The sequence below is a fragment of the Comamonas fluminis genome, from assembly GCF_019186805.1.
GTDB classification, from domain to species: domain Bacteria; phylum Pseudomonadota; class Gammaproteobacteria; order Burkholderiales; family Burkholderiaceae_C; genus Comamonas; species Comamonas fluminis.
This window is the reverse complement of record NZ_CP066783.1, coordinates 2,120,760-2,142,066: the sequence shown is the minus strand read 5'-3', so window position 1 is coordinate 2,142,066 and position 21,307 is coordinate 2,120,760. Positions and strand designations below refer to the sequence as shown.

Genomic DNA, 21,307 nt, shown 5'->3' with positions numbered 1-21,307 from the left:
CTTTGTGCCACAGGCCTAAAATCGCTGCCGTTTACGTAAACGTCATATAAAAGGTAAGACCGCTGCAGTCTTGCCAGCCAGTACAGGAGTTCAACGATGACATACACCGCCCCCATCAAAGACATGCTGTTCGACATGGAGCATCTGGCCCAGATCGAGCAAGTCGCCCAGATCCCCGGTTTTGAAGACGCAGGTCTGGAAACCGCGCAGGCTGTGCTGGAAGAATGCGCCAAGCTGTGCGAGGGCGTGGTTGCGCCTTTGAATGTGGCGGGCGATCTGAACCCGTCTTCGTTCAAGGAGGGTGTAGTCACCACAACTCCGGGATTTGCCAATGCCTTCAAGCAATACGCCGAAGGCGGCTGGCAGGGCCTGCAGCACCCTACGGACTTTGGCGGTCAGGGCCTGCCCAAGACCATTGGCGCGGCTTGCATCGAGATGCTCAACAGCGCCAATCTGAGCTTTGCGCTGTGCCCGTTGCTGACCGATGGTGCCATTGAAGCCTTGCTGACTGCGGGCAGTGATTCCCTCAAGTCCACCTATCTGGAGAAGCTGGTGACGGGTGAGTGGACGGGTACCATGAACCTGACCGAGCCCCAGGCGGGTTCCGATCTGGCCCTGGTGCGCACCAAGGCAGAACCTCAGGGAGACGGCTCTTACAAGGTGTTTGGCACCAAGATTTTCATCACCTACGGTGAGCACGATATGGCAGACAACATCGTGCATCTGGTGCTGGCCCGCGTGGCAGGGGCGCCGGAAGGTGTGAAGGGCATCAGCCTGTTTGTGGTGCCCAAGTTCTTGGTGAACAAGGATGGTTCGCTGGGTGAGCGCAACGACGTGCACTGCGTCAGCATCGAGCACAAGATGGGCATCAAGGCCTCGCCCACAGCTGTTCTCCAGTTTGGCGATCATGGTGGCGCTGTCGGTTACCTCGTCGGTGAAGAAAACCGTGGCCTTGAATACATGTTCATCATGATGAACGCCGCCCGCTACGCCGTGGGCGTGCAAGGCATTGCCGTGGCTGAACGCAGCTACCAGCACGCCGTCGCCTACGCCAAGGAGCGCGTGCAAAGCCGCCCGGTCGATGGCTCGGTCAAGGCCAGTGCCACCATCATTCATCACCCTGATGTGCGCCGCATGCTCATGACCATGCGCGCCAGCACCGAAGGCTGCCGCGCCATGGCCACCACGGCTGCTGCGGCTTATGACGCTGCTCACCACCACCCCGATGCCGCCACGCGCCAGCAGAACCAAGCTTTCTATGAATTCATGGTGCCACTGGTCAAGGGCTACAGCACCGAGATGAGTCTGGAAGTCACCAGCCTGGGCGTGCAAGTGCACGGCGGCATGGGCTTTATCGAAGAAACCGGCGCCGCCCAGTACTACCGCGACGCCAAGATTCTGACCATCTACGAAGGCACGACTGCCATTCAGGCCAACGACCTGGTGGGCCGCAAGACCACGCGCGACGGCGGCCAGACTGCCAAGGCTATTGCCGCCCAAATTGAAAAAACCGAAGCCGAGCTGAATGCCAGCGGCACAGACGCCGCCAAGGCCGTGGCCAAGCATCTGGGTGAAGCCCGCCAGGCATTCCTGCAAGTGGTGGATTTCATGGTGGCGAATGCCAAGACCAACCCCAATGCCGCCTACGCAGGCAGCGTGCCTTATCTGATGCTGACCGGCAACCTGTTCGCAGGCTGGCAACTGGGTCGCTCGGTGCTGGTGGCGCAAGCGCTGTTGCAAAAGGGACAGGAAGCGGCCTTTATGCAGGCGAAACTGGCCACAGCCCAGTTCTATGCCGAGCATATTCTGACGCGCGTGCCCGGTCAGGCCGATGCCATTACCCAAGGTGGTGCCAGCGTGATGGCGCTGCCCATGGATATGTTCTGAGACAACTGAATAGCTACTGAAATATGAGCTGCTAGCGCTTTATAGATAAGCGTCAGCAGCTTTTTTCATGCTAATTTGAATTCAGGGCCGCTCGGCGCTGCAAGTGTTCGCCGCATCCTGATCCAACTTCATTCGCACCAGCTTGCGGGCATCGGCATCAAACACCATCAGATCGGGGCAAAAGCGTTTTCCCTCTGGCGTATCCACTTGCGCATAGCTCATGCCATAGGCCGCCAGTACCGAGGCTTCACGCCCCGCTGGCTGCGGCGCCAGCACCTGCAACTGCGCCATATGCATGGATGAGGCAACGCTTACATCACACCAGTCGTCTGCAGGTGACTTACCCAGACTCAGCCCATCCGCATTGCGGTACAGCGCATCGGGCCAGACCACATGACCATCGCTGTAGCTGGGCATGATGTAGCAGCCCATCAGCTTGCCAGCCTTGCGCACGGGCAGCACATAGCTCTGGCCCTGCTCCACTTTTTTGAGCTTTTCCTGCTGCCAGGCGTAAATGTCCACGCCATGGCTACAGCAGCCATCGCGCCACGGGCTGTAGATACGCTTGGCCCTGGCATCAAAGACGGGAGAGCTGATTTGCTGCAGCACCTCCGGCCCCAGCTCCCATCTTTTGCTGGCTGCATTAAAAAGCCAGGTGCTGTGCCTGATGTTCGGGCCCGCAGGCAGCTCCAGCGACTGGCTCAAATCCGGCAATCCATCAAAATTCGCGTCCACCCATTGCGGCTGCACAATGCTGCAGCTGCCATAGGCTGCGGTGTCCAGCGTCTGCCGCAAACGGCCTTGCTCATAAATACGAATCGCTGATATCTGCAGCGGCTCGCTGTCGGCAGCGCAATCCTTGGCCGTGCGGATGTAGCGGTTGGCACTCAGGTGCAGCTCAGCCTCGGCCTCATGCGGCCAGGCATCGGGCTTGCGCTGCAGCTGTATCGGCCAGCGCCGCTTGCCGTCCATGGAAGACCATTGCCCGCCCAACTGCTGCGGAGCCACGCCTGGCAACGCACCCAGCTGCCAGCGTCCGCTGGGCTTGGGGGCGCTGCGTCCTTTTGCCAAGTTAGCCAAATCAAAAGGCGTTTCCGTCAATTGCCCCATGATCTGCCCGGACAGCTCGATACGACCAATTTGAGGGCTGCAGGGCAGATAGCAGTACTGCCCGCTGACCCAGTCCCCCAGGCGCGAGAGTTTTACCTTGACGTTTTTTCCCGCAATCTGCCCCTCGTAACGGGCCGTCCAGCTGGTGACACTAAAGGTCGGCGGATTGGAAACCACGATGTCTTCGGCCTGTGCGGCAATGGCACCGGTGAACGCCAGCAGACAAAGAAAACGCGGCAACAGATTCAAGATTCGCAGTGGCATGGTGAAAACTTTGACCAAAGCAAAGGAAGATCGCTGCAACAGATTGTTTCTTAATGCAAAGCCAATCTGCATGCGGCAAGATGCCTGCATCTTGCCTTTGGCAATACGTTTTGGCGAATTCATGAACACAGATAACAACAACCGCCGCAATATGGGCCTGCTGGTGGCCGCACAGTCTTTGGGCGGTGCCTCACCGCCCATCATCATTTCGCTGGGCGGGCTGGTGGGCCAGCAACTGTCGAGCAACCCCACGGCATCTACCCTGCCCGTCAGCATTTATCAGCTGGGGCTGGCCTTATCCACCTTGCCCGCTGCCTGGATCATGAACCGCATGGGGCGCCGCGCTGCCTATGTGCTGGGTGCGCTGCTGGGCGTCATCTCGGGCATCGTCGCCGCGCAGGGCATTGCGCACAGCAACTTCATTACCTTCTGCATTGGCACAGCGCTGGCCGGTTTTTATGCAGCCTGCGTGCAGAGCTACCGCTTTGCGGCCACCGATCTGGTGCCCAGCAATGAGCAGGCCAAGGCGATTTCACGCGTGATGATTGGTGGGCTGATTGCCGCCATCATCGGCCCGCAGGTGGTGATCTGGACGCGCGACGCCCTGCCCGCCACACCATTTGCGGGCAGCTTCTACAGCCAGGCGGCTCTGGCCCTGCTGGCTTTGCCGCTGCTGATAGGGTTGCGCCTGCCGCCACCTCAGGCCAAGACGGTTGCGGCCGGTGATGCGCGGCCGCTGGGCGAGATTGCACGCACACCCCAGTTCATCGTGGCCTGCGCAGCGGGCGTCGTCAGTTATGGGCTGATGGCCTTTCTCATGACCGCCGCGCCCATGGCCATGGTGGGCTGCGGCCATAGCGTGGGCAAGGCCGCCATGGGCATTCAGTGGCATGTGCTGGCCATGTTTGTGCCCAGCTTTTTTACTGGCAAGCTGATTGCCCGCTTCGGCAAGCGCCCCATCACGGCCCTGGGCCTGCTGATGATTGGTGCGGCTGGTGCGCTGGCCCTGATGGGACTGGACATCTTCCACTTCTGGGGTTCGCTGGTTTTGCTGGGCGTGGGCTGGAATTTTGGATTTATTGGTGCCACCGCCATGCTGACCGAGTGCTACCGCCCGTCGGAGCGCGCCAAGGTACAGGCGCTCAATGACTTTCTGGTGTTTGGCACGGTGGCCGTGGCCTCGTTTGGCTCAGGCCAGCTGCTGCACAGCGCGGGCTGGAACGGCATCAATATCGGCATGCTCCCACTGGTCGCGGTGGTGCTGGTCATGCTGGGGCTGCAGGCGCGTCGCTCAAAAGCTGCAGTTCTATCAAAATAATAGCTGCTTGCGCTTTATTCGAGCTGGGTTAAGGGCAGTTAAGCCTCATAAACGATCAAACCACTGATAAAGCCCGCACTGGCCGTCGGCTTGCCAGCCAGCAAACCGACAGCCAGCTCAGCAGCGCCATGCAGGCCAGCCACGCCAAGTGCGGCAAGCCCGCAACCAGGGGCGCACCCAGCTGATTGAATTTCAGCGAAGCCTGTATGCCCGCTGTGCTGGGCGAGATCCAGCGCAGCCACTGCAGCGGCTCGGGCAGTGCTTCAACTGGCCAGGTAAAACCGGCCAGGAACGCCAACGGGATCGAGGTGAACAGCACCACTTGCAAGGCTCTTTCCCGCTCTGCCAGCCACCAGCCCAGCAGGCAGGCGCAGCCCACCACCGCAGGTACAAAGCAAGCCAGCAGCGCTAGGGCACCCACGGCGTTGCCCCCGCGGGGGAAGTCCTGCCAGATAAAAATCCAGCCGAAGTAAAACAGCCCCGCCAGCCACCCGGGCACGCACAGTGCCAGCATGCGTGCCAGCCATTGCCGTGCGCCCACATAGTCCTGGCCTTGCTCACGCCAGGTGCCCACCAGCATGGAGCTGCCCATAAGCAGCGTTTGCTGCAGGATCAGCACAGCCACCGCCGCCACCACAAAGCTGCCATAGCCTTCGGTGGGATTGAACAGGGCCACCGCTTGGACATTGACCGGCGAGCGGCTGACGGCCGCCTGCGCGGCACTTTGCCCGCCTGCCTGCAGCCGCTTGATTTCTACGCCCGCCGACACGGTACCAAAGGCTTCTGCAAAACCGTATTGCACCTGTTTGCTGACCAGCGGATAAGCGCCATTGGCATAGATGGGCACCACCACATTGGCGCGCCGGATCACATCACGCTTGAGGTCTCTGGGCAGCAAGGCATAGCCCATGACATCCCCGCGCAGCACGGCTACACGCGCCTCGCCTTCATCGGCGGTGACCAGTTGCGGGTCGATGCGCGGGCTGGCCTGGGCAAAACGCAGCATCTGCCGCGCAAGGCTGGAGTTGTCCTGCACCACCACGGCCACAGGCACACGCTGCACCACCTCCTGGCTGTAGAACCAGGGGTAGAAAAAACCATAGAGTACGGGCGCGCCGAACAGCAGCAGCACTGCGCCCTTGTCGCGCAGGATGCCTGTCAGGCTCGCCAGCCACAGGCGCAAAAAGCTAGTTTCAGATGAGGTAGCCATGGTTCAGCGCCCTCCCCACTTGTCGGGCCGCTTGAGGCCGCGCAGCAAACCCAGGCTGGACAAGGTCAGCAGCACCAGCGCCGCCAGCAGCAGGCCGCAAACCACGGGCAGGCTTTGCGCCACGGGTGCGCCCATCTGCCACTGCTCCAGCTGCAGCCTGGCGTAATGCGTATAGGGCATGGACAAAGCCCAGCCGCGTGCGCTCCCGGTCATGGCCAGCAGCGGGAAACCCACGCCGCTGAAGGCAAAGGCGGGAGCCGACAGCAGCCCCGCGCCGGAAAGCGCCGTGCGCAGCGACAGCGTAATCGCTGCCAGCGTCGCGCCCGCAGCCAGGCTCAGCACCACCAGCGCAGCCAGCCCCACCGCAATCCATGCCATGCTGCCCGCCACAGCCCAGCCGCGCAGTTGCGACAGATACATCAGCGCAGCCATGCCACTGCCCCACAGCAGCACGGCGGGCAGCAGCAGCTTGCCTACCAGGGCCGCCGCCACACCCAAAAAACCGGTGGATTGCCCCGCAGGGCTCAGCCACTGCCCCAGAGTACGGTCGCGCAGCTCACGCCCCACGGACCAGGCACCTGCCGTCATCGCCAGAATATGAATCAGCGCGGGCACCAGCGTGGCCGCCAGAAATTGCTCGTAATTGGTGGAGACATTAAAGAGCGCCAGCAACTGCGTCTTGATGGGCTCCATCTGCACCTGCAGCACCTGGCGGGGCGAGCCGCGCTTGGCGGCGGCCTGCATCTCCACCCCCGCCGATAAGGTACCCACCACCTGCTTCAAATCGCGTTGCAGCAAGCTGGATGCCGTGGCCAGTTGTGCGTTGTGCAGCAAGGTCACCGTACCTCCCTTGCCTTGCTTGACCTGGGTTTCCAGACCCGGCGGGATGTGCACCACGCCGTAAACCTCCATGCGCTGCAGGGCGTCGGCGGCCTCGCCGCGGTTGAGCACGATCTGGCGCACCTCCAGTCCTGGCGTGGCTTCCAGCATGCGCACCAGCTGCCTTGAAATCGCTGAAGGGTCTTCGTTCCAGACTGCGATGGGCAAACGGTAGGGCTGGCCTGTCGAAAAAATCCAGCACATCAAGGCCAGGGCCAGCAAAGGCACCCAGCTGACCATCGCCCAGTCCCACGAACTAGCCCTGAGCCTTGCCCATTCGCGGCGCAGGCTGACGGTAAAAACGCTCACGCGCCCGCTCCGCCAAAGCCCTCAACGATGACGCTCATACCCGGGCGGGCTCCATCAATGGGCTGCACCGGCCTGGCCTTGATCTCGAACGTCCGGGCATCAAAGCCCTGGCTGCCACGCGTGGTGCGCCAGGTCGCAAAGTCCGGCAGCACACCCAGGAAATACACCTCAAACTCGGCCTTGCGGTTGTCCAGCGCGGGCAAGCGGCCCGTGAAGCGGCTCTTCATGGCAAAGCGCTGCAACTGGTCTTCGCGCACATTGAGCACCACCCACTGGTCTTTCAGATCCACCACGGTGACCACCGCAACGCCCTGCGGCGACAACTCGCCCTGTTTGGCCAGCACATTGGCCACCTCGCCACCTACGGGGCTGCGCAACTGGGTTTCGGCCTCGGCCGCCTTGACTTCGGCCACCACGCCATCGACCTGACGGGCTTGCGCAGCGGCGGCGCTCTTGTCTTCGCTGCGCGCACCGCTGGCGGCCATGTCGGCCTGCGCCTTGGCGGCGCGGGCCTGGGCATCCGAAGCACGCCAGTTGGTATAGGCCTCATCGCGCTTCTGGGCGGAAACCAGCCCCTGGTTGAACAGGCTTTGCACACGGTCATACGAGGTCTTGGCCAGATCGGCCGCCGCCTGGGCACGCTGCCAGGTCAGGCGTGCCATCTGCACCTCTTCGGGGCGGGCACCGTTATTGGCCTTGGCAGCCACGGCCTGCGCCGCATCACGCGCCGCCTGCGCCTGGGCCAGCTTGGCCTGTACCTCGGGGCTGTCCATCTCCACCAGCAGATCGCCGGGCTTGATGGTCTGGCCTTCGGTCACATGCACCCTGGAGATGCGTGCTGTGACCTTGGGAGCAATATCAGACTCCTTGGCCTCCATCTGCCCCTGAAAATAAGGCGCTGCAGGCTGGGCGGAACGCCAGAAGCCCCAGACGATAAAGACCAGCACCGCCGCCGCAATCAGCAGCGCCACAATGGGCGGCCCTTTTTTCTTCTGGCCCGAAGAACGGGCATCAGACTTTGCATCAGGCTCAAGTCCAGGCGCGGGAGCGGGCGAATTCGGTACAGGTGTATTCATGGGGCGTCTGTGGTGATCTGAATATCGGCGCGGGCCATATAGCGGCTGAACTCAGCACTCTGGCCCGTGCTCTCCAGCAAGGCAGCCAAAGCCTGCACATATTGATTGGCGGTAGCAGCGCGCTCGGTCTGCACCTTGGCCAGATTGAGCTGGGCGTCGATCAGATCCAGCGCCGTGCTCGTGCCTTCCTTCAGACCTGCCTGGCGCAGCCTGAGCAGCTCACGCGCCAGGTTTTCCTGCGCCTGCCCTGCCACATACTGGCTGCGGGACTGCTCCACCGCCAGCCAGTTTTTCTCCACCAGCAGGGCAATGTCGGAGCGCACCTGGGCATCGGTCAGCTCCGCCTGCTCCACCTTGCGCTGGCCTGCGGCCGAGAGCTTGTCGCGGTCGATGCTGTCCCACAGCGTCCAGCGCACGGCCACACCGGCCACCCAATTGGGTTTGCCCGAGGTATTGATGTCGCGCATGCCAAAGGCCAGAACCTGGGGTTTGCGCAGTGCCTGGCTGGCATCGTGCAGAGATTCGGCCTGTCGGCGCTTGGCTGCCACCTTGCTCAAACCCGGGTGATGGGCCTGTGCCGCATCCTGAAACTGCAGCAACGGCGGCAAGGCCTCGCTGCTGACAAACAAAGGCGAGCTGGGGCGCACACCGCCGGCCACATTCGCCGCATGCACGGTGCGCAGCAGCGCACTGCGGGCCAGCCTTGCATCATCATCTGCCTTGCGCGATTGCTGCTGCGCGTCGGCCAGTGCAGCGCTGGCCTGCAGACGCTCCACCTGGGCGATGACACCGGCCTTGAGCATGCGCTGGGCCGCATCATCATGGGCACGCACGCCTTCCAGAGCACGGCGGCGCAGGGCTGCAGCACGATCGGCCAGCTGCGCCGTGAAATAGCGCTGCACCAGCAAGGTGTTGAGCTGATCGGCGCTGCTGGCGGCATCGGCCACGGCCTCATCCGTCATGGCGTCGAGCTCGCCACGCACCGCATCACCCAGGCCGCCCATATAAACAGGCCAAACAGCAGACAAACTGCCCGATGTCACATTGCTCTTGCGCTGCAGGTCGTAATTGGAGGGCAAGCTGGGAAGCTGGGCCACCGCACCGCCCAGCTGCGGCGGCAGATAGGAAATTCCGGTGCCCAGCGCCCGCTTGGCAGGGTCCAGGTCCAGATCCACATTGGCCGAATAGCGGTAGGCCATGCCGGTGATGGCCACTGAGGGGCCGCCCAGCCCCTGCATGCCCTCGCGGCGCAAACGGGCGCTTTCTACGGCTTTGCCGGATGCGGCCAGCTGGTCGGAGCGCTCCAGCAGCGCTGCGCGGGCCTGCTCAAAGCTCATGGGCAGGGGGGCTGCGGCAGTCTGCGCCTGTGCCGTCAACGCTGCGCCCGCCATCAGCAAACTCAAGGTCAGGGGTAAGCAGCTGAATGTCATGAAGGGATACAGGCTCACTTGTGTAAAGAGATAGAACAAAACAGCCTTGGCAAAACAGGCTCAATGCCTTGCAATCCGTCAGCGCATTGGGCGGCCGGGGGTCTGCTGTTTCGGATAGGGCATTATCCATCTGCGTACTCTGGGCACTGGCTCTGACTTTCCTCAGACTCCAGCTACTGACCTTGTGCGAGTTCTCTGACCCTTGCCCGCATCCCGCCAACCCCGCTTTTATCCATGGTCACGCTCTTCATTCCTCATGACTTCAGCCAGCCGGGCAAGCAAGGCGGCTACTACACCCAGGGCTTCACGCTGCTGGCTCAGGACGAAAAAGGCGCGCTGGTACGTGTTGACGATATTGGCGCCGACCAAGCCCTGCTGCCCTCCAGCGTGCTTTTCACAGCCCGCACGCAGCACCCAGCCCACGGGCCATTGCTGCGCGCCATACGCCCAGCCAGCCATGCCGATCGCTACCAGCGCTTTCGCCGCCCGGAGCATCTGGACTGGCTGCAGCACAGTTGCTGCGATCAGCCTTGCCGCTTCATGGCGATTTATGACGAAGGCAGCGGCAGGTTTTTTGACCTGGAAGTGAACGCAGCGCAGGCCCTGCAAGCCAGTAGCGGCCCGCTGTTCTACACCTTTGCCTGTGAGCAATGCGGCTGCATGCATGAGTTGCCGGTGCCACCTGCAGGTTGATGCTGGCGGCTTGCTATCAATATCAAAGCTGCTAGCGCTTTACAGTTAATGACTTCAATACTTATTGAACTGCAAACAAGGCTGTATTGCGCGCAAGCTGCTATTTATTTGAAAGCAGTGCTTGCTTCGCACCACAGACTGCGCGATCTGCGCACACAAATCCTTGCTGCAAGCGGCTGATCGCCGCAAGTAGCCGCTACACTTTGCGCCGCAGGCCTGCGTGACCACGAAAAACTGGAACGCGGGCTTTTTTACCGCTATTCGAGGTTTTCGCGCACTGCCATGTCCACCGTTTTCAACTTCACATTCGTTCCCTGGTTCCGGTCTGTGGCCCCCTACATCCACAAGTTCCGACACCAGACCTTTGTGGTGGGCCTGACCGGTGAAGCCATCGACGCCGGCAAGCTCAGCTCCATCGTGCAGGACCTGGCCATGATTCAGGCCATGGGCGTCAAGATCGTGCTGGTGCACGGTTTCCGTCCCCAGGTCAACGAGCAACTGCGCCTGAAAGGCCAGGAGCCGCGCTACTACAACGGCATGCGCGTGACGGACTCCATCGCGCTGGACTGTGCCCAGGAAGCCGCTGGCCAGCTGCGTTACGAGATTGAAGCGGCCTTCAGCCAGGGCCTGCCCAACACCCCCATGGCCGGTGCCCGTGTGCGCGTGATCTCGGGCAACTTCCTCACCGCCCGCCCCGTGGGCATTGTGGACGGCGTGGATTTCAAGCACTCGGGTCTGGTGCGCAAGGTGGACGTGGAAGGCATTCGCAGCGCGCTGGATTCCGAAGCCATGGTGCTGGTTTCGCCCTTTGGCTTCTCCCCCACCGGCGAAGCCTTCAACCTCAGCATGGAAGAAGTGGCGACCCGCGTGGCCATTGAACTCAAGGCCGACAAGCTGCTGTTCCTGACCGAAGTGCCCGGCATCCGCATGGACCCCATGGCTGCTGCAGACGAAAACAACCCCATCGACACCGAGCTGCCGCTGGACGCTGCCCGCCGCATGCTGGCCCAGCTGCCCCCGGCGCAAGAGCCTACCGACGTGGGCTTTTACCTGCAGCACTGCGTGCGCGCCTGCGAGCATGGCGTGGAGCGCAGCCACATCCTGCCCTTTGCCACCGACGGCGCGCTGCTGCTGGAAATTTATGTGCACGACGGCATTGGCACCATGGTCATCGACGAAAAGCTGGAAGAGCTGCGCGAAGCCACGATTGACGACGTGGGCGGCATCATCCAACTGATTGAGCCTTTCGAGCGCGACGGCACTCTGGTCAAGCGCGACCGCACCGAGATCGAGCGCGACATCGCCAGCTACACCGTCATCGAGCACGACGGCGTGATCTTTGGCTGCGCCGCCCTGCACCCCTACCTCGACGCCAAGACCGCCGAAATGGCCGCCGTGACGGTCTCGCCCAAGAGCCAGGGCACGGGCGATGGCGAAAAGCTGCTCAAGCGCATCGAGCAGCGCGCCCGCGCACTGGGCTGCGAGACCATGTTTGTGCTGACCACCCGCACCATGCACTGGTTCATCAAGCGCGGCTTTCAGCCCGTGGACCCCGAATGGCTGCCCGAGGCGCGCAAGGCCAAGTACAACTGGAGCCGCAAGAGCCAGGTGCTGGTGAAGAAGCTTTAAATCAGCTTTCTCCATCAAAAATAGCTGCAGCGCTTGCCAATCAAGCGCTTGCAGCTATTTTTTAAAGAAAAATTCGCTAAAGATTAGATGAAAGATACCAAGCGAATAGCAGCGGTCGACTCTTCTCAACTGCCGAATCACTTTCGCTTATGTCCACAAAGCAGTGGCCTTTTACCTATCAACCCGGTAGAACTGAACTCCCCCGAAGCTCAGCGCATTTTCTGAATGCTTAGAAAGGTTGAATTCAGGTCAATCAGCGACACAATCAACAGGAACAGTCCATATTTTCTGCTGAATGAGTACACACCCAGCCACAGACCTCCTTGCGAAGAAGCTAATCGACCAACAATCAAACGCTGCCAGCTACTTTGCGGGCTATGAACGACTAGCAATTACAGAGATTTTCCGGTCTCTGGATATGTGCGCCTATGCCTTCCGAATGGCCCCGAACAGGGAATACCTTCTGCAGCACGACCAGGTACGTCACTGGATGCTGGCGGGTGCCGCTTCCGCGCTGAAACCACTGCTCAAATCTGTCGCAAAGGTTGATGGACCCATGCCTTGGGGACCATCCTCCGCCCAATGGACTGGGATTGTGGAAGGCTATCTACCACGTTGCGGACAACTAAATTGGCTGCTTCGCCTAGCCAGTTTGGAAAAATACGGGCTTAGTCAGACGACTCTTTCTGCTTCTAAGATTCGCATCGAAGTGGCGTCCGACGAGCTCGAGTCCGCTGATCGCGAATCATTGAATTGGCTAGGCTCACAAAAGCTTGATGCTACGGGTGTTCAAAGGGAGCTTGACTTGGCTAAGGGGCAGTTAAAGCGCATCCGAAGGCGTCTCGACAAAAAGTCTGGGCTCGACATGGGTGGCTGGTTCATTCGATATTCAGGTGACGATAAGCTATTTGAACGGAGTCGTCAGCGGGTACACAACCTTGAGCCTATTTGGCACGAGACTGAAGCACTCCCCGATGAGGTGACTATCGGTGGGCAGACCTTTCGCGAGTGGAAGAATGCCTGCTGCCTCGCCTCAGCCGCTGTTTTGCACCACCTTGAATTTTCGACGCGCCTCAAGGCGAAGCATGCTAGCGTCGACCTCCGCAACCTGTTGACGATGTTCATTCGACGCGATGACCTTGAGCGCGTATGGCTAGAGCGCGGACTTGAACCCAGACTGATCGGAGCCGTTTCGCAAGCCATGACGCTGAACTACCAGTCCGTGGAGGAAGTACTGCAACATCACGATACTCCGTTGCCCTTCTACGTGGATTTGGGCCGCGACTTTGTCCTTGCGCCATCGTTATCGGCGCTGTTGAACCCGTTTGCTGGCGTAACAAAGCATCTGAGGTCGTGCTACCGCAGCGACTGGGATCGTGCAGTAGATGGTCGAGAGTCTGTTTTTCGCGCAGATATCGCCACAATTTTCAAAGAGCCTCGCTATGTTGTGTTGCCTTCTGGCATCGCGCTTCGTCGGACAGACGGCTCCCTGTTAACTGACGTTGACGCCGTCGTGCAAGACAGGGTAAGCGGCACAGTGGCACTCATACAGTTGAAATGGCACGATATATTTGGCCACTCGCTCCGAGAGCGAGAGAGTAGAAAGCGCAACCTTCTCGCTGCCAACCAATGGGTTGAGCGCGTCGCAACATGGGTGGGAGAACGCTCATCAAGAGAAATTGCAAAGGCATTCGACATGCCCACAATCGAATGTCAGCAGACTAACAAGCCAGTCATTCTGGTCATAGCACGCTATGCAGCACGCTTTTCAGGAACAGGGGTATGCGACTCCCGCGGCGCTTGGCTATCTTGGCCTGAACTGGTCCGTGCCGCCACCTTGAACACCCACGAGGTTGACATTTTGCGGCATGTCGCCACCGCCTTTGAGGGAGTAAACCGCAACGCTTGGCCGGGAAGTGACAGCTGGAAAGCTGCTTCATTGCAACTGAGGTTTCCAGGGCTAGATGTAGAGGTCGCGGTGTCCGGTTAATCTCCGCAACCAGTCCAATTTTGGTCGACTGAGCGGTGGTCTGTCCCCTTCGATTAGAAACAATCAGTCGAATAGAAAATGCTGACCAACCGTCCCTGACCATCAGCCCCTTGTTGCGCTGCGTCACAGCACTCTGCCCCCATCTGCGCTACAAAGCCTGTATGAAAGTTGCATGAGGCATGCCATGACGAATCTTCCCCCTCAAGCCATCAGCCAGGATGTACTGGCCGAAAAATACCTGGCCGCAGGCGAGCAAACCGAGCAAGACCTGTTTGCGCGCATCGCGCAGGCGCTGGCCTCTGTGGAAAAGCCCGAGCTGCAGGCGCACTGGCAGCAGCAGTTTCTGAACAATCTGCAGCGCGGCGCCATTGGTGCGGGGCGCATCATGGCCGCTGCAGGGCTGGATACCAAGGCCACGCTGATCAACTGCTTTGTGCAGCCCGTGGCCGACGCCACCAACGGCTTTGACGCCCAGGGCAACCCCGGCATTTACACCGCGCTGTCGCAGGCAGCCGAAACCATGCGGCGCGGCGGCGGCGTGGGTTATGACTTCTCCAATCTGCGCCCACGCGGCGCGCTGGTGCGGGGCACCAACTCCAATGCATCCGGCCCCTGCTCCTTCATTGATGTGTTTGATGCATCGTGCACCACGGTGGAATCCGCAGGCGCCAGGCGCGGCGCGCAGATGGGCGTGCTGCGCATCGACCACCCTGATGTGCTGGAGTTCATCACCGCCAAACGCCAGAAGGGCCGCTGGAACAATTTCAATGTTTCGGTGGGCGTCAGCAGCGCCTTCATGCAAGCCGTCAAAGACGATGCGCCGTGGGAGCTGGTGCACATCGCCCGCCCCGGCGAGGCGCAGATGCAAGCCGGTGCGCACCAGCGTGAAGATGGCGTCTGGGTCTATCAAAGCACCCCGGCACGCACGCTGTGGAATGCCATCATGCAGTCGGCTTACGACTTTGCCGAGCCCGGTATTCTGTTTCTGGACAATATCAACGCCGACAACAACCTCTGGTATGCCGAGCAGATTGCCGCCACCAACCCCTGTGGCGAGCAGCCGCTGCCGCCCTATGGCTGCTGCGATCTGGGCCCCATCATCCTCACGCGCTTTGTGCGTGAGCCGTTCACAGCCCAGGCGCGCTTTGACCTTGAAGCGTTTGGCGCTGCGGTTGCGATTCAGGTGCGCATGCTGGACAACGTGCTGGACGCCACCGTCTGGCCCCTGCCAGAGCAGCAAAACGAAGCCCGCCAGAAGCGCCGCATTGGCGTGGGCTTTACAGGGCTGGGCGATGCGCTGATCTTGCTGGGCCTGCGCTACGCCAGCGATGAGGGTCTGGAGCAGGCCCAGGCAATCGCCCGCACCATGCGCGACGCGGCTTATCTGGCCTCTGTAGAGCTGGCCCAGGAAAAAGGCGCGTTCCCGCTGTTCAAGGCCAAGCAATATCTGCAAAGCGGCTTTGCCAAACGCCTGCCCAAGGAAATTCGCGCCGCCATCAAAAAGCATGGCCTGCGCAACAGCCACCTGCTGTCGATTGCGCCCACGGGAACGGTGTCGCTGGCCTTTGCAGACAACGCTTCGAACGGTATCGAGCCAGCGTTTTCCTGGACTTACACCCGCAAAAAACGCAGCGCCGAGGGCGGCGAGCAGTTCTACACCGTGCAAGACCATGCTTACCGGCTCTACAAAGCCATGCATGGTGAAGACGCGCCGCTGCCCGACTATTTCGTCAGCGCGCTGGAGATGAGCGCCAGCGAGCATGTGGCCATGATGCGCTGCGTGCAGCCGTATATCGACACCTCGATTTCCAAGACCGTCAACATCCCGGCCGACTACCCGTTTGAGGACTTCAAAAACCTCTACATGGAATGCTGGCAGGCGGGCTTGAAGGGCTGCGCCACTTACCGCCCCAACGACACGCTGGGCGCCGTGCTATCGGTGGAATCTGCACAAAATCCGCCCCAAGCCAAGACAGATAAAGCGCTGACAGCTATACATTCAGGACTGGAAACCGTCATTGAACGCCGCCCCGAAGGCCCGCTGAACGCCGTGGTGGACAAGATCGAATACTTCACCCACGACGGCGCAAGGCGGCTGTATCTGGTGGTGAGCTTCATGATCGTCGATGGTATTGAGCGGCCCATCGAATTCTTCATGCCCGTGGGCCAGACGGGCGAGAGCCAGCAATGGATTACCGCCACCATGCGCAGCCTGAGCCTGGCTGCACGCGGAGGCTTTCTGGACAAGGCGCTGGCCGACCTGCGCAAGGTGGCCTGGGACCGTGGCCCCATTCGCTACGGCAGCATGGCGCGAGACGACGGCAGCCGCATCCCGCTGTGGCATGACAGCGAAGTCGCCCTGCTGGCCTATGCGATTCAGAGCATCATCGCCAACCGGGGCCTGCCGCAGCCCGCGCCCAGCACCAGTGCATCGCCCGCGTCAGCGCCCGATGGCCCATCGGCCATTAACGGACATATCAGCGGGCAAATCAGCGGCCAGAAATGCCCCGACTGCGGCGCGCACGCCATGATCCGCAAGGACGGCTGCAACTTCTGCACGGCCTGTGGCTATGTGGGCTCCTGCGGCTAGTGGCTTGCTTTTGGCGTTACCCTTGCTGGCATGAGCATCGTTGTTTACTACCTTCGCAATGACCAGCCCGAGGGCGAGCAGCCCCAGTGGCAGCCGCAGTGCCTGCCCTACACGGATGCGCAGATGAGCGAGGCCCTCAAGCAGTGCCAGCTGCTGCGCGGCGACACACGCAATATGCATGTGACGATCTCGTCCGAGCTGCGCGATATGGTGGGCCCTGTGGGTGTGGCTGCCGTGGAAGATGGCCACACGCCTGATGGCCATGCCTATGAATGGAGCAAGGCGGGCCGCGCCGGAGCCAGCCGCAAAAACGCCCAGCAGCCGCCGGTAAAGCGCGAGCAGATGGACAACTGATGACTCGCCGTTGAGTTCGCTGCTGGGCTCACCGCCAAGCTCAACGCTTCGCGCGCCATCAATTGCGTGGCGCGGCTTCCCCAGCTTCCTTCCCGCCTTTATCTCCAAACTCCAGCTCGCCTTGCGCGGGCCTGGGGTGTTGCGGCTCTGGCGGCGCCGGTGGCGCTGTCGGCTCTGACTGCCTGGAGTCAGGCACTTCGCTATCGATCTGGCTTTCTTTGCCGCTATCCGAGGTGGGTTGCGGCCTGACGGGCTCGGCAGCAGGCTCTGGCGACGCCATTGCAGCGCGGGCCACATTGAGCATATGCAGCGCCAGCGATTCATACAGCGGCCGCGCAATCATGCGCGAGACCATGCTGGCAATCATGGCCGATGCCATCAGGCTCAGCACCAGTGCATGGCCGTCCACCATTTCCATCACGATGATGAAAGCCGTCAGCGGGGCCTGTGTGACAGCGGCCAGAAATGCGGCCATGCCCATCGCTATCAAGGCAGGAGCTATATCCGCTGTCCCTACAAGCGATGCAACGTTGTTCCCTACGCCCGCACCAATCGATAGCGAAGGCGCAAAAATGCCGCCCGGCACGCCCACCCAGGCCGACAGCCAGGTGGCAATGAATTTGAGCGTGACATAGAACTCGGGCACATCGGCTTGCCCTTGCAGCATGTGCTTGACGGCTTCGGAGCCCGCACCAAAGGTGGCGCCGCCGGTGACCACACCGATCACGGCAATCAGCAAAGCCAGCACGGCAGCAAAGCGAATGGGAAAGCGCGACTTGAGTTTGTTGAGCCGCTCGGTCGATGAGGTCAGCGAAATCGTCATCAGCTTGGCAAACAGACCGCCCAGCACACCGCAGGTCAGCGCCACAATCAGGCAGGGCAGCAGGTCTGGCCAGCTCAGTTCCATCACACGGATACGGCCAAAGTAGCTGAGGTTGCCAAATACCGAAACGCCCATCAGACCGGCCAGCACAATCGCCGCAATGATGAGACCGCTGGAGCGTGACTCCAGCTTGCGTGAAAGCTCTTCAATCGCAAACACCACCCCCGCCAGCGGCGCATTGAAGGCCGCCGCAATGCCCGCTGCGCCGCCTGCCACCAGCAGCGCATGGGTGTTGATGGCGGAATTGGGCCCCAGCCAGCGCCGCGCCGAGTGCATGACACCTGCGGCCACCTGCACCGACGGCCCTTCGCGCCCAATGGACAGGCCCGCCATAAAACCGGCGCTGGCCAGAATGATCTTGGCAAACGACAGCCACAGCGAGACAAAGCGCTTGCGCAAGCTGGCGTCCACCGATGGCTCCAGCGTGGCAATTACCTGCGGAATGCCCGAGCCGCCAGCGCCCGGCGCCCATTTGCGCGTGGCCCACACGGCCAGTGCAGTCACCGCAGGCATCCACAGCAGCACCCACCAGCCACCGCCGTAGTGAAAGATGCGCTCGAACAGGCCAAAAGCCGCCTCGGCCAGCAAAGTGAAGGCCACCACACTGAGACCGGCGGCAGCGGCGTAGGCCAGCACGATGGTGCGCTCCAGCCAGCGCTTTCCATCACGCATTTCTTCGTTGAGGTTATGGAAAAAATCGGGCTCTTGCTGCATGGGCGAGGTAGTAAGGGCTGGCGGTCAAGCCGCCTATTCTGCGCCCCATTCAAGACAGTTACATCTGCAATTGCCACATGCCGCACCGCATTACCGTGAAGAATGCGCGTAAATCGCTGCCCGGCACCCTTCAGCGCACTTCAACCCACTTCAGCCCATTTCAACGGGCCAGATACCAGCGCGCTACCACCTGGCCCACCTGCTGCAGCACCGCATCGCGGCCCGTCGCATCCAGCTGGCTTCCCGTGAGGAACGCCGTCACCAGCAGCGGCCTGGCCTGCGGCGTGGGCCAGACAATCAAGCTGTCGTTGGCCGTACCGTTTTCGCCGCTGCCCGTCTTGCCGCCTGCCTTCCATTCGGCAGGCATGCCAGCGCGCAAGCGCTTGTCGCCCGTGCGGCTGGCCTGCAGCCATTGCAGCAGCAGGCTGCGCTGCGCCTCACCCAGCACCGGGCCCACCAGCAGCTTCTGCAAGCTGCCCAGCATGGCGGCGGGCGTGCTGGTATCGCGCTCATCACCCGCCATCGCGGTATTGAGTTCAGGCTCAAAGCGGTCCAACCGCGTCTGGTGGTCGCCCATCAGGCGCAGCCAGGCCGTCAGCGCCTGCGGCCCGCCCGTGGCCTTGAGCAGCAGATTGGCTGCCGTGTTGTCGCTGACCACCACGGCGGCTTCGCACAGCTGCTGCAGCGTCATGCCAGAGTCGGTGTCCGCATGCTTTTGCGTGACCGGAGACCAGGGCACCAGATCGGCACGGCGGTATTGAAATGTACGCTCCAGTGCCAGGCGGCCTTGCTGCACTTCCGACAGCGCGTGGGCCGCCAGCAAAGTCTTGAATGTGCTGCACAGGGCAAAGCGCTCCTGGCTGCGCCAGCCTGCCTCCAGCCCCGTGGCCGTATCGCGCATATACAGACCCAGCCGCCCGCCCGACAGGGTCTCCAGCCGGGCCAGCTCACGCGTGGGCAGCATATTGGCGTGCACCTGCTGCTTGCTGCCCATGGCACAGCCCGTCATGCCCCAGCCGCCCAGCCCCAGTGCAGCGGCAGTTGTCAGCAGATGGCGTCTTTGCATAAGTTCCTCTTTATGTTGGTTCGCAATAAAACGCAGTCTATGAATGAATCAAACAAGCCACCAGCGACAATAATTGCCATCACCCATTAGATTAACTTATACATACCCATGCAGCTTCCCCTCAACGCCCTGCGCATGTTCGACGCCGCAGCGCGCCACCTGAGCCTGACGCGCGCGGCCGAGGAGTTGCATGTCACCCAGGCGGCCGTCAGCCAGCACATTCGCAACCTGGAAGAGCGTCTGGGCAAGCCGCTGTTTCGCCGCCTGCCACGCGGGCTGGCGCTGACCGATGAAGGCCAGGCCCTGTGGCCTGCGGTGTCGCAAAGCTTCGAGCGCATTGCCCAGTCGCTGCAGCAGGTTGCCGCGCCGCGCCCGCGCGAGATTCTGACGGTGGGCGTGGTCGGCACCTTCGCCATTGGTTGGCTGATTCCGCGCCTGAGCCAGTTTCAGCAACTGCACAGCCATATCGACCTGCGCCTGCTGACCCATAACAACCGCGTGGATCTGGCGGGCGAAGGACTGGATGCCGCCATACGCTTTGGCGATGGTGCCTGGCATGGCACGCATGCGCAGATGCTGCTGCGCGCCCCGCTCTCGCCCATGTGCGCGCCCGCATTGGCCGCGCAACTGCGCGAGCCTGCCGATCTGGCCCGCCACACGCTGCTGCGCTCTTACCGCACGCAAGAATGGGAAGGCTGGTTTGCGGCGCTGAACCAGCCCGCGCCAATGGCCTGTGGCGCCATGTTTGACTCATCACTGACGCTGGCCGAAGCCGCGGCCCAGGGCGCTGGCGTGGCCCTGCTGCCCACGCGCATGTTCGGCCATATGCTGCAGCAAGGGCGGCTGGTGCGCCCGTTTGCACACGAGGTGGATACCGGAGCCTACTGGCTGGCCCACCTCAAATCCCGCAGCGACAGCCAGGCGCTGCAGATTTTTCGCCAATGGCTGCTGCACTGCCTGCAGGCCGATGCGGCGGCAGAATCTCCGTCAAATAGCGCCGCAGCCATTGATATCAATGCGCAAGAAGCTATCAAATAAAGAGCGAATCAGTCTGAACGATGCCGCATACCCGCACATGGCTTCAGCGCTGCGGGTACAGTAGCGCTCCAGCCCGCGCCGCATTCAGGCGCTTTTGTTTTTCTTTTTCACACCTTCTGCCTTGACCGCTGCAACCACTTTGCCCGTTCTGTATTCCTTCCGTCGCTGCCCTTACGCGATTCGTGCCCGTCTGGCGCTGGCCCACGCGGGCCTGGCCTGCGAGCTGCGTGAGATCAATCTGCGCAACAAGCCCCAGGCGCTGCTGGATGCATCGCCCAAGGGCACGGTGCCTGTGCTGGTGCTGCAGGACGGCAAAGTGATAGACCAGAGCCTGGAAGTCATGCTGCACGCGCTGCGCAGCCACGACCCCGATGGCTGGCTGCAGCCCACACAAGGCAGTCTGGAAGACATGCTGGCGCTGATCGAGCGCAATGACGGCTTCTTCAAACAGGCGCTGGACCGCTGCAAATACCCCGAGCGCCACGATGCCGAGACCGTCAATCAGGCCCAGGCCGATGCGCTGACCTGGCTGTCCGAACTCAACGACCTGCTGGAAGAAACCGGCTATCTGTTTGGTCTGAACCCCAGCCTGGCCGATATGGCGCTGCGCCCCTTTGTGCGCCAGTACGCCCGTATCGATGAAGCCCAGTGGAACGAGCAGCCCTGGCCCCATCTTCAAGACTGGCTGCAGCGCTGGATTGATTCGGCCCTGTTTGCCGAAGTCATGGAAACCTATCCAGGCTGGGTTCCCGGCAGCACGGGCCCGACATTTGTCGGCGAGAGCGTGGAAAGCCTTTAACGCTCCCCAAAAACACAAAACCCCGAAGAGTGAAAACGCTTCGGGGTTTTGTTTTGTCTGAGAGCAGC

At 61.5% G+C, this 21,307-nt stretch carries 16 protein-coding genes; 9 read left to right on the top strand and 7 right to left on the bottom strand.

What is annotated here, in order from left to right; translation table 11 throughout:
• Positions 1-96 precede the first annotated feature (96 nt).
• Positions 97-1,887 carry an acyl-CoA dehydrogenase gene (locus tag JDW18_RS10225; RefSeq protein ID WP_218243501.1) on the top strand — a complete coding sequence of 597 codons (1,791 nt, stop codon included), beginning with the start codon at positions 97-99 and terminating at the stop codon, positions 1,885-1,887.
• 81 nt (positions 1,888-1,968) lie between these two features.
• On the opposite strand, the gene JDW18_RS10220 is transcribed toward JDW18_RS10225, so the two are convergent.
• Complete coding sequence (locus tag JDW18_RS10220) at positions 1,969-3,261, bottom strand: XAC2610-related protein (RefSeq protein WP_246610431.1); 1,293 nt, start codon at positions 3,259-3,261, stop codon at positions 1,969-1,971.
• A 121-nt stretch (positions 3,262-3,382) separates the two neighbouring features.
• Between JDW18_RS10220 and JDW18_RS10215 the strand changes: the two genes are divergently transcribed.
• Positions 3,383-4,579, top strand: coding sequence for an MFS transporter (locus tag JDW18_RS10215; protein WP_218243500.1), 1,197 nt, complete (start codon positions 3,383-3,385; stop codon positions 4,577-4,579).
• A 55-nt stretch (positions 4,580-4,634) separates the two neighbouring features.
• On the opposite strand, the gene JDW18_RS10210 is transcribed toward JDW18_RS10215, so the two are convergent.
• Genes JDW18_RS10210 through JDW18_RS10195 form a run of 4 tightly spaced genes read right to left on the bottom strand, consistent with a single transcriptional unit; the run spans position 4,635 to position 9,483 of the window.
• Positions 4,635-5,789 carry an ABC transporter permease gene (locus JDW18_RS10210; RefSeq protein ID WP_218243499.1) on the bottom strand — a complete coding sequence of 385 codons (1,155 nt, stop codon included), beginning with the start codon at positions 5,787-5,789 and terminating at the stop codon, positions 4,635-4,637.
• A gap of 3 nt (positions 5,790-5,792) precedes the next feature.
• A complete protein-coding gene (locus tag JDW18_RS10205; protein WP_246610429.1) occupies positions 5,793-6,977 on the bottom strand; it encodes an ABC transporter permease in 1,185 nt (394 codons plus the stop codon).
• Complete coding sequence (locus tag JDW18_RS10200) at positions 6,974-8,053, bottom strand: HlyD family secretion protein (RefSeq protein WP_218243498.1); 1,080 nt, start codon at positions 8,051-8,053, stop codon at positions 6,974-6,976. Before JDW18_RS10200 ends, JDW18_RS10205 begins: the two co-directional genes overlap by 4 nt.
• Positions 8,050-9,483 (bottom strand): TolC family protein, encoded by a 1,434-nt coding sequence (locus JDW18_RS10195; protein ID WP_218243497.1) that lies wholly within the window; start codon positions 9,481-9,483, stop codon positions 8,050-8,052. Before JDW18_RS10195 ends, JDW18_RS10200 begins: the two co-directional genes overlap by 4 nt.
• 234 nt (positions 9,484-9,717) lie before the next feature.
• Between JDW18_RS10195 and JDW18_RS10190 the strand changes: the two genes are divergently transcribed.
• The 5 genes from JDW18_RS10190 to JDW18_RS10170 all read left to right on the top strand — a co-directional run bounded on the left by JDW18_RS10190 (position 9,718) and on the right by JDW18_RS10170 (position 16,739).
• On the top strand, positions 9,718-10,176 hold the full coding sequence (locus JDW18_RS10190) for a hypothetical protein (RefSeq protein ID WP_218243496.1): 459 nt from the start codon (positions 9,718-9,720) through the stop codon (positions 10,174-10,176).
• A gap of 282 nt (positions 10,177-10,458) precedes the next feature.
• Positions 10,459-11,805 carry an amino-acid N-acetyltransferase gene (gene argA / locus JDW18_RS10185; protein ID WP_218243495.1) on the top strand — a complete coding sequence of 449 codons (1,347 nt, stop codon included), beginning with the start codon at positions 10,459-10,461 and terminating at the stop codon, positions 11,803-11,805.
• A 295-nt stretch (positions 11,806-12,100) separates the two neighbouring features.
• Positions 12,101-13,795: a hypothetical protein gene (locus JDW18_RS10180; protein ID WP_218243494.1), complete on the top strand. Its 1,695-nt coding sequence runs from the start codon at positions 12,101-12,103 to the stop codon at positions 13,793-13,795.
• Between the two features lie 184 nt (positions 13,796-13,979).
• Positions 13,980-16,385: an adenosylcobalamin-dependent ribonucleoside-diphosphate reductase gene (locus JDW18_RS10175; protein WP_218243493.1), complete on the top strand. Its 2,406-nt coding sequence runs from the start codon at positions 13,980-13,982 to the stop codon at positions 16,383-16,385.
• A gap of 30 nt (positions 16,386-16,415) precedes the next feature.
• Positions 16,416-16,739 (top strand): hypothetical protein, encoded by a 324-nt coding sequence (locus tag JDW18_RS10170; RefSeq protein WP_218243492.1) that lies wholly within the window; start codon positions 16,416-16,418, stop codon positions 16,737-16,739.
• Positions 16,740-16,797: 58 nt separating this feature from the next.
• On the opposite strand, the gene JDW18_RS10165 is transcribed toward JDW18_RS10170, so the two are convergent.
• Both JDW18_RS10165 and bla read right to left on the bottom strand, forming a co-directional pair.
• On the bottom strand, positions 16,798-18,336 hold the full coding sequence (locus JDW18_RS10165) for a chloride channel protein (RefSeq protein ID WP_246610427.1): 1,539 nt from the start codon (positions 18,334-18,336) through the stop codon (positions 16,798-16,800).
• 160 nt (positions 18,337-18,496) lie between these two features.
• Positions 18,497-19,402 (bottom strand): class A beta-lactamase, encoded by a 906-nt coding sequence (gene bla, locus JDW18_RS10160; RefSeq protein WP_218243491.1) that lies wholly within the window; start codon positions 19,400-19,402, stop codon positions 18,497-18,499.
• A 108-nt stretch (positions 19,403-19,510) separates the two neighbouring features.
• Between bla and JDW18_RS10155 the strand changes: the two genes are divergently transcribed.
• Both JDW18_RS10155 and JDW18_RS10150 read left to right on the top strand, forming a co-directional pair.
• Positions 19,511-20,440 (top strand): LysR family transcriptional regulator, encoded by a 930-nt coding sequence (locus tag JDW18_RS10155; protein ID WP_218243490.1) that lies wholly within the window; start codon positions 19,511-19,513, stop codon positions 20,438-20,440.
• 121 nt (positions 20,441-20,561) lie between these two features.
• Positions 20,562-21,239, top strand: coding sequence for a glutathione S-transferase (locus JDW18_RS10150; protein WP_218243489.1), 678 nt, complete (start codon positions 20,562-20,564; stop codon positions 21,237-21,239).
• Positions 21,240-21,307 lie beyond the last annotated feature (68 nt).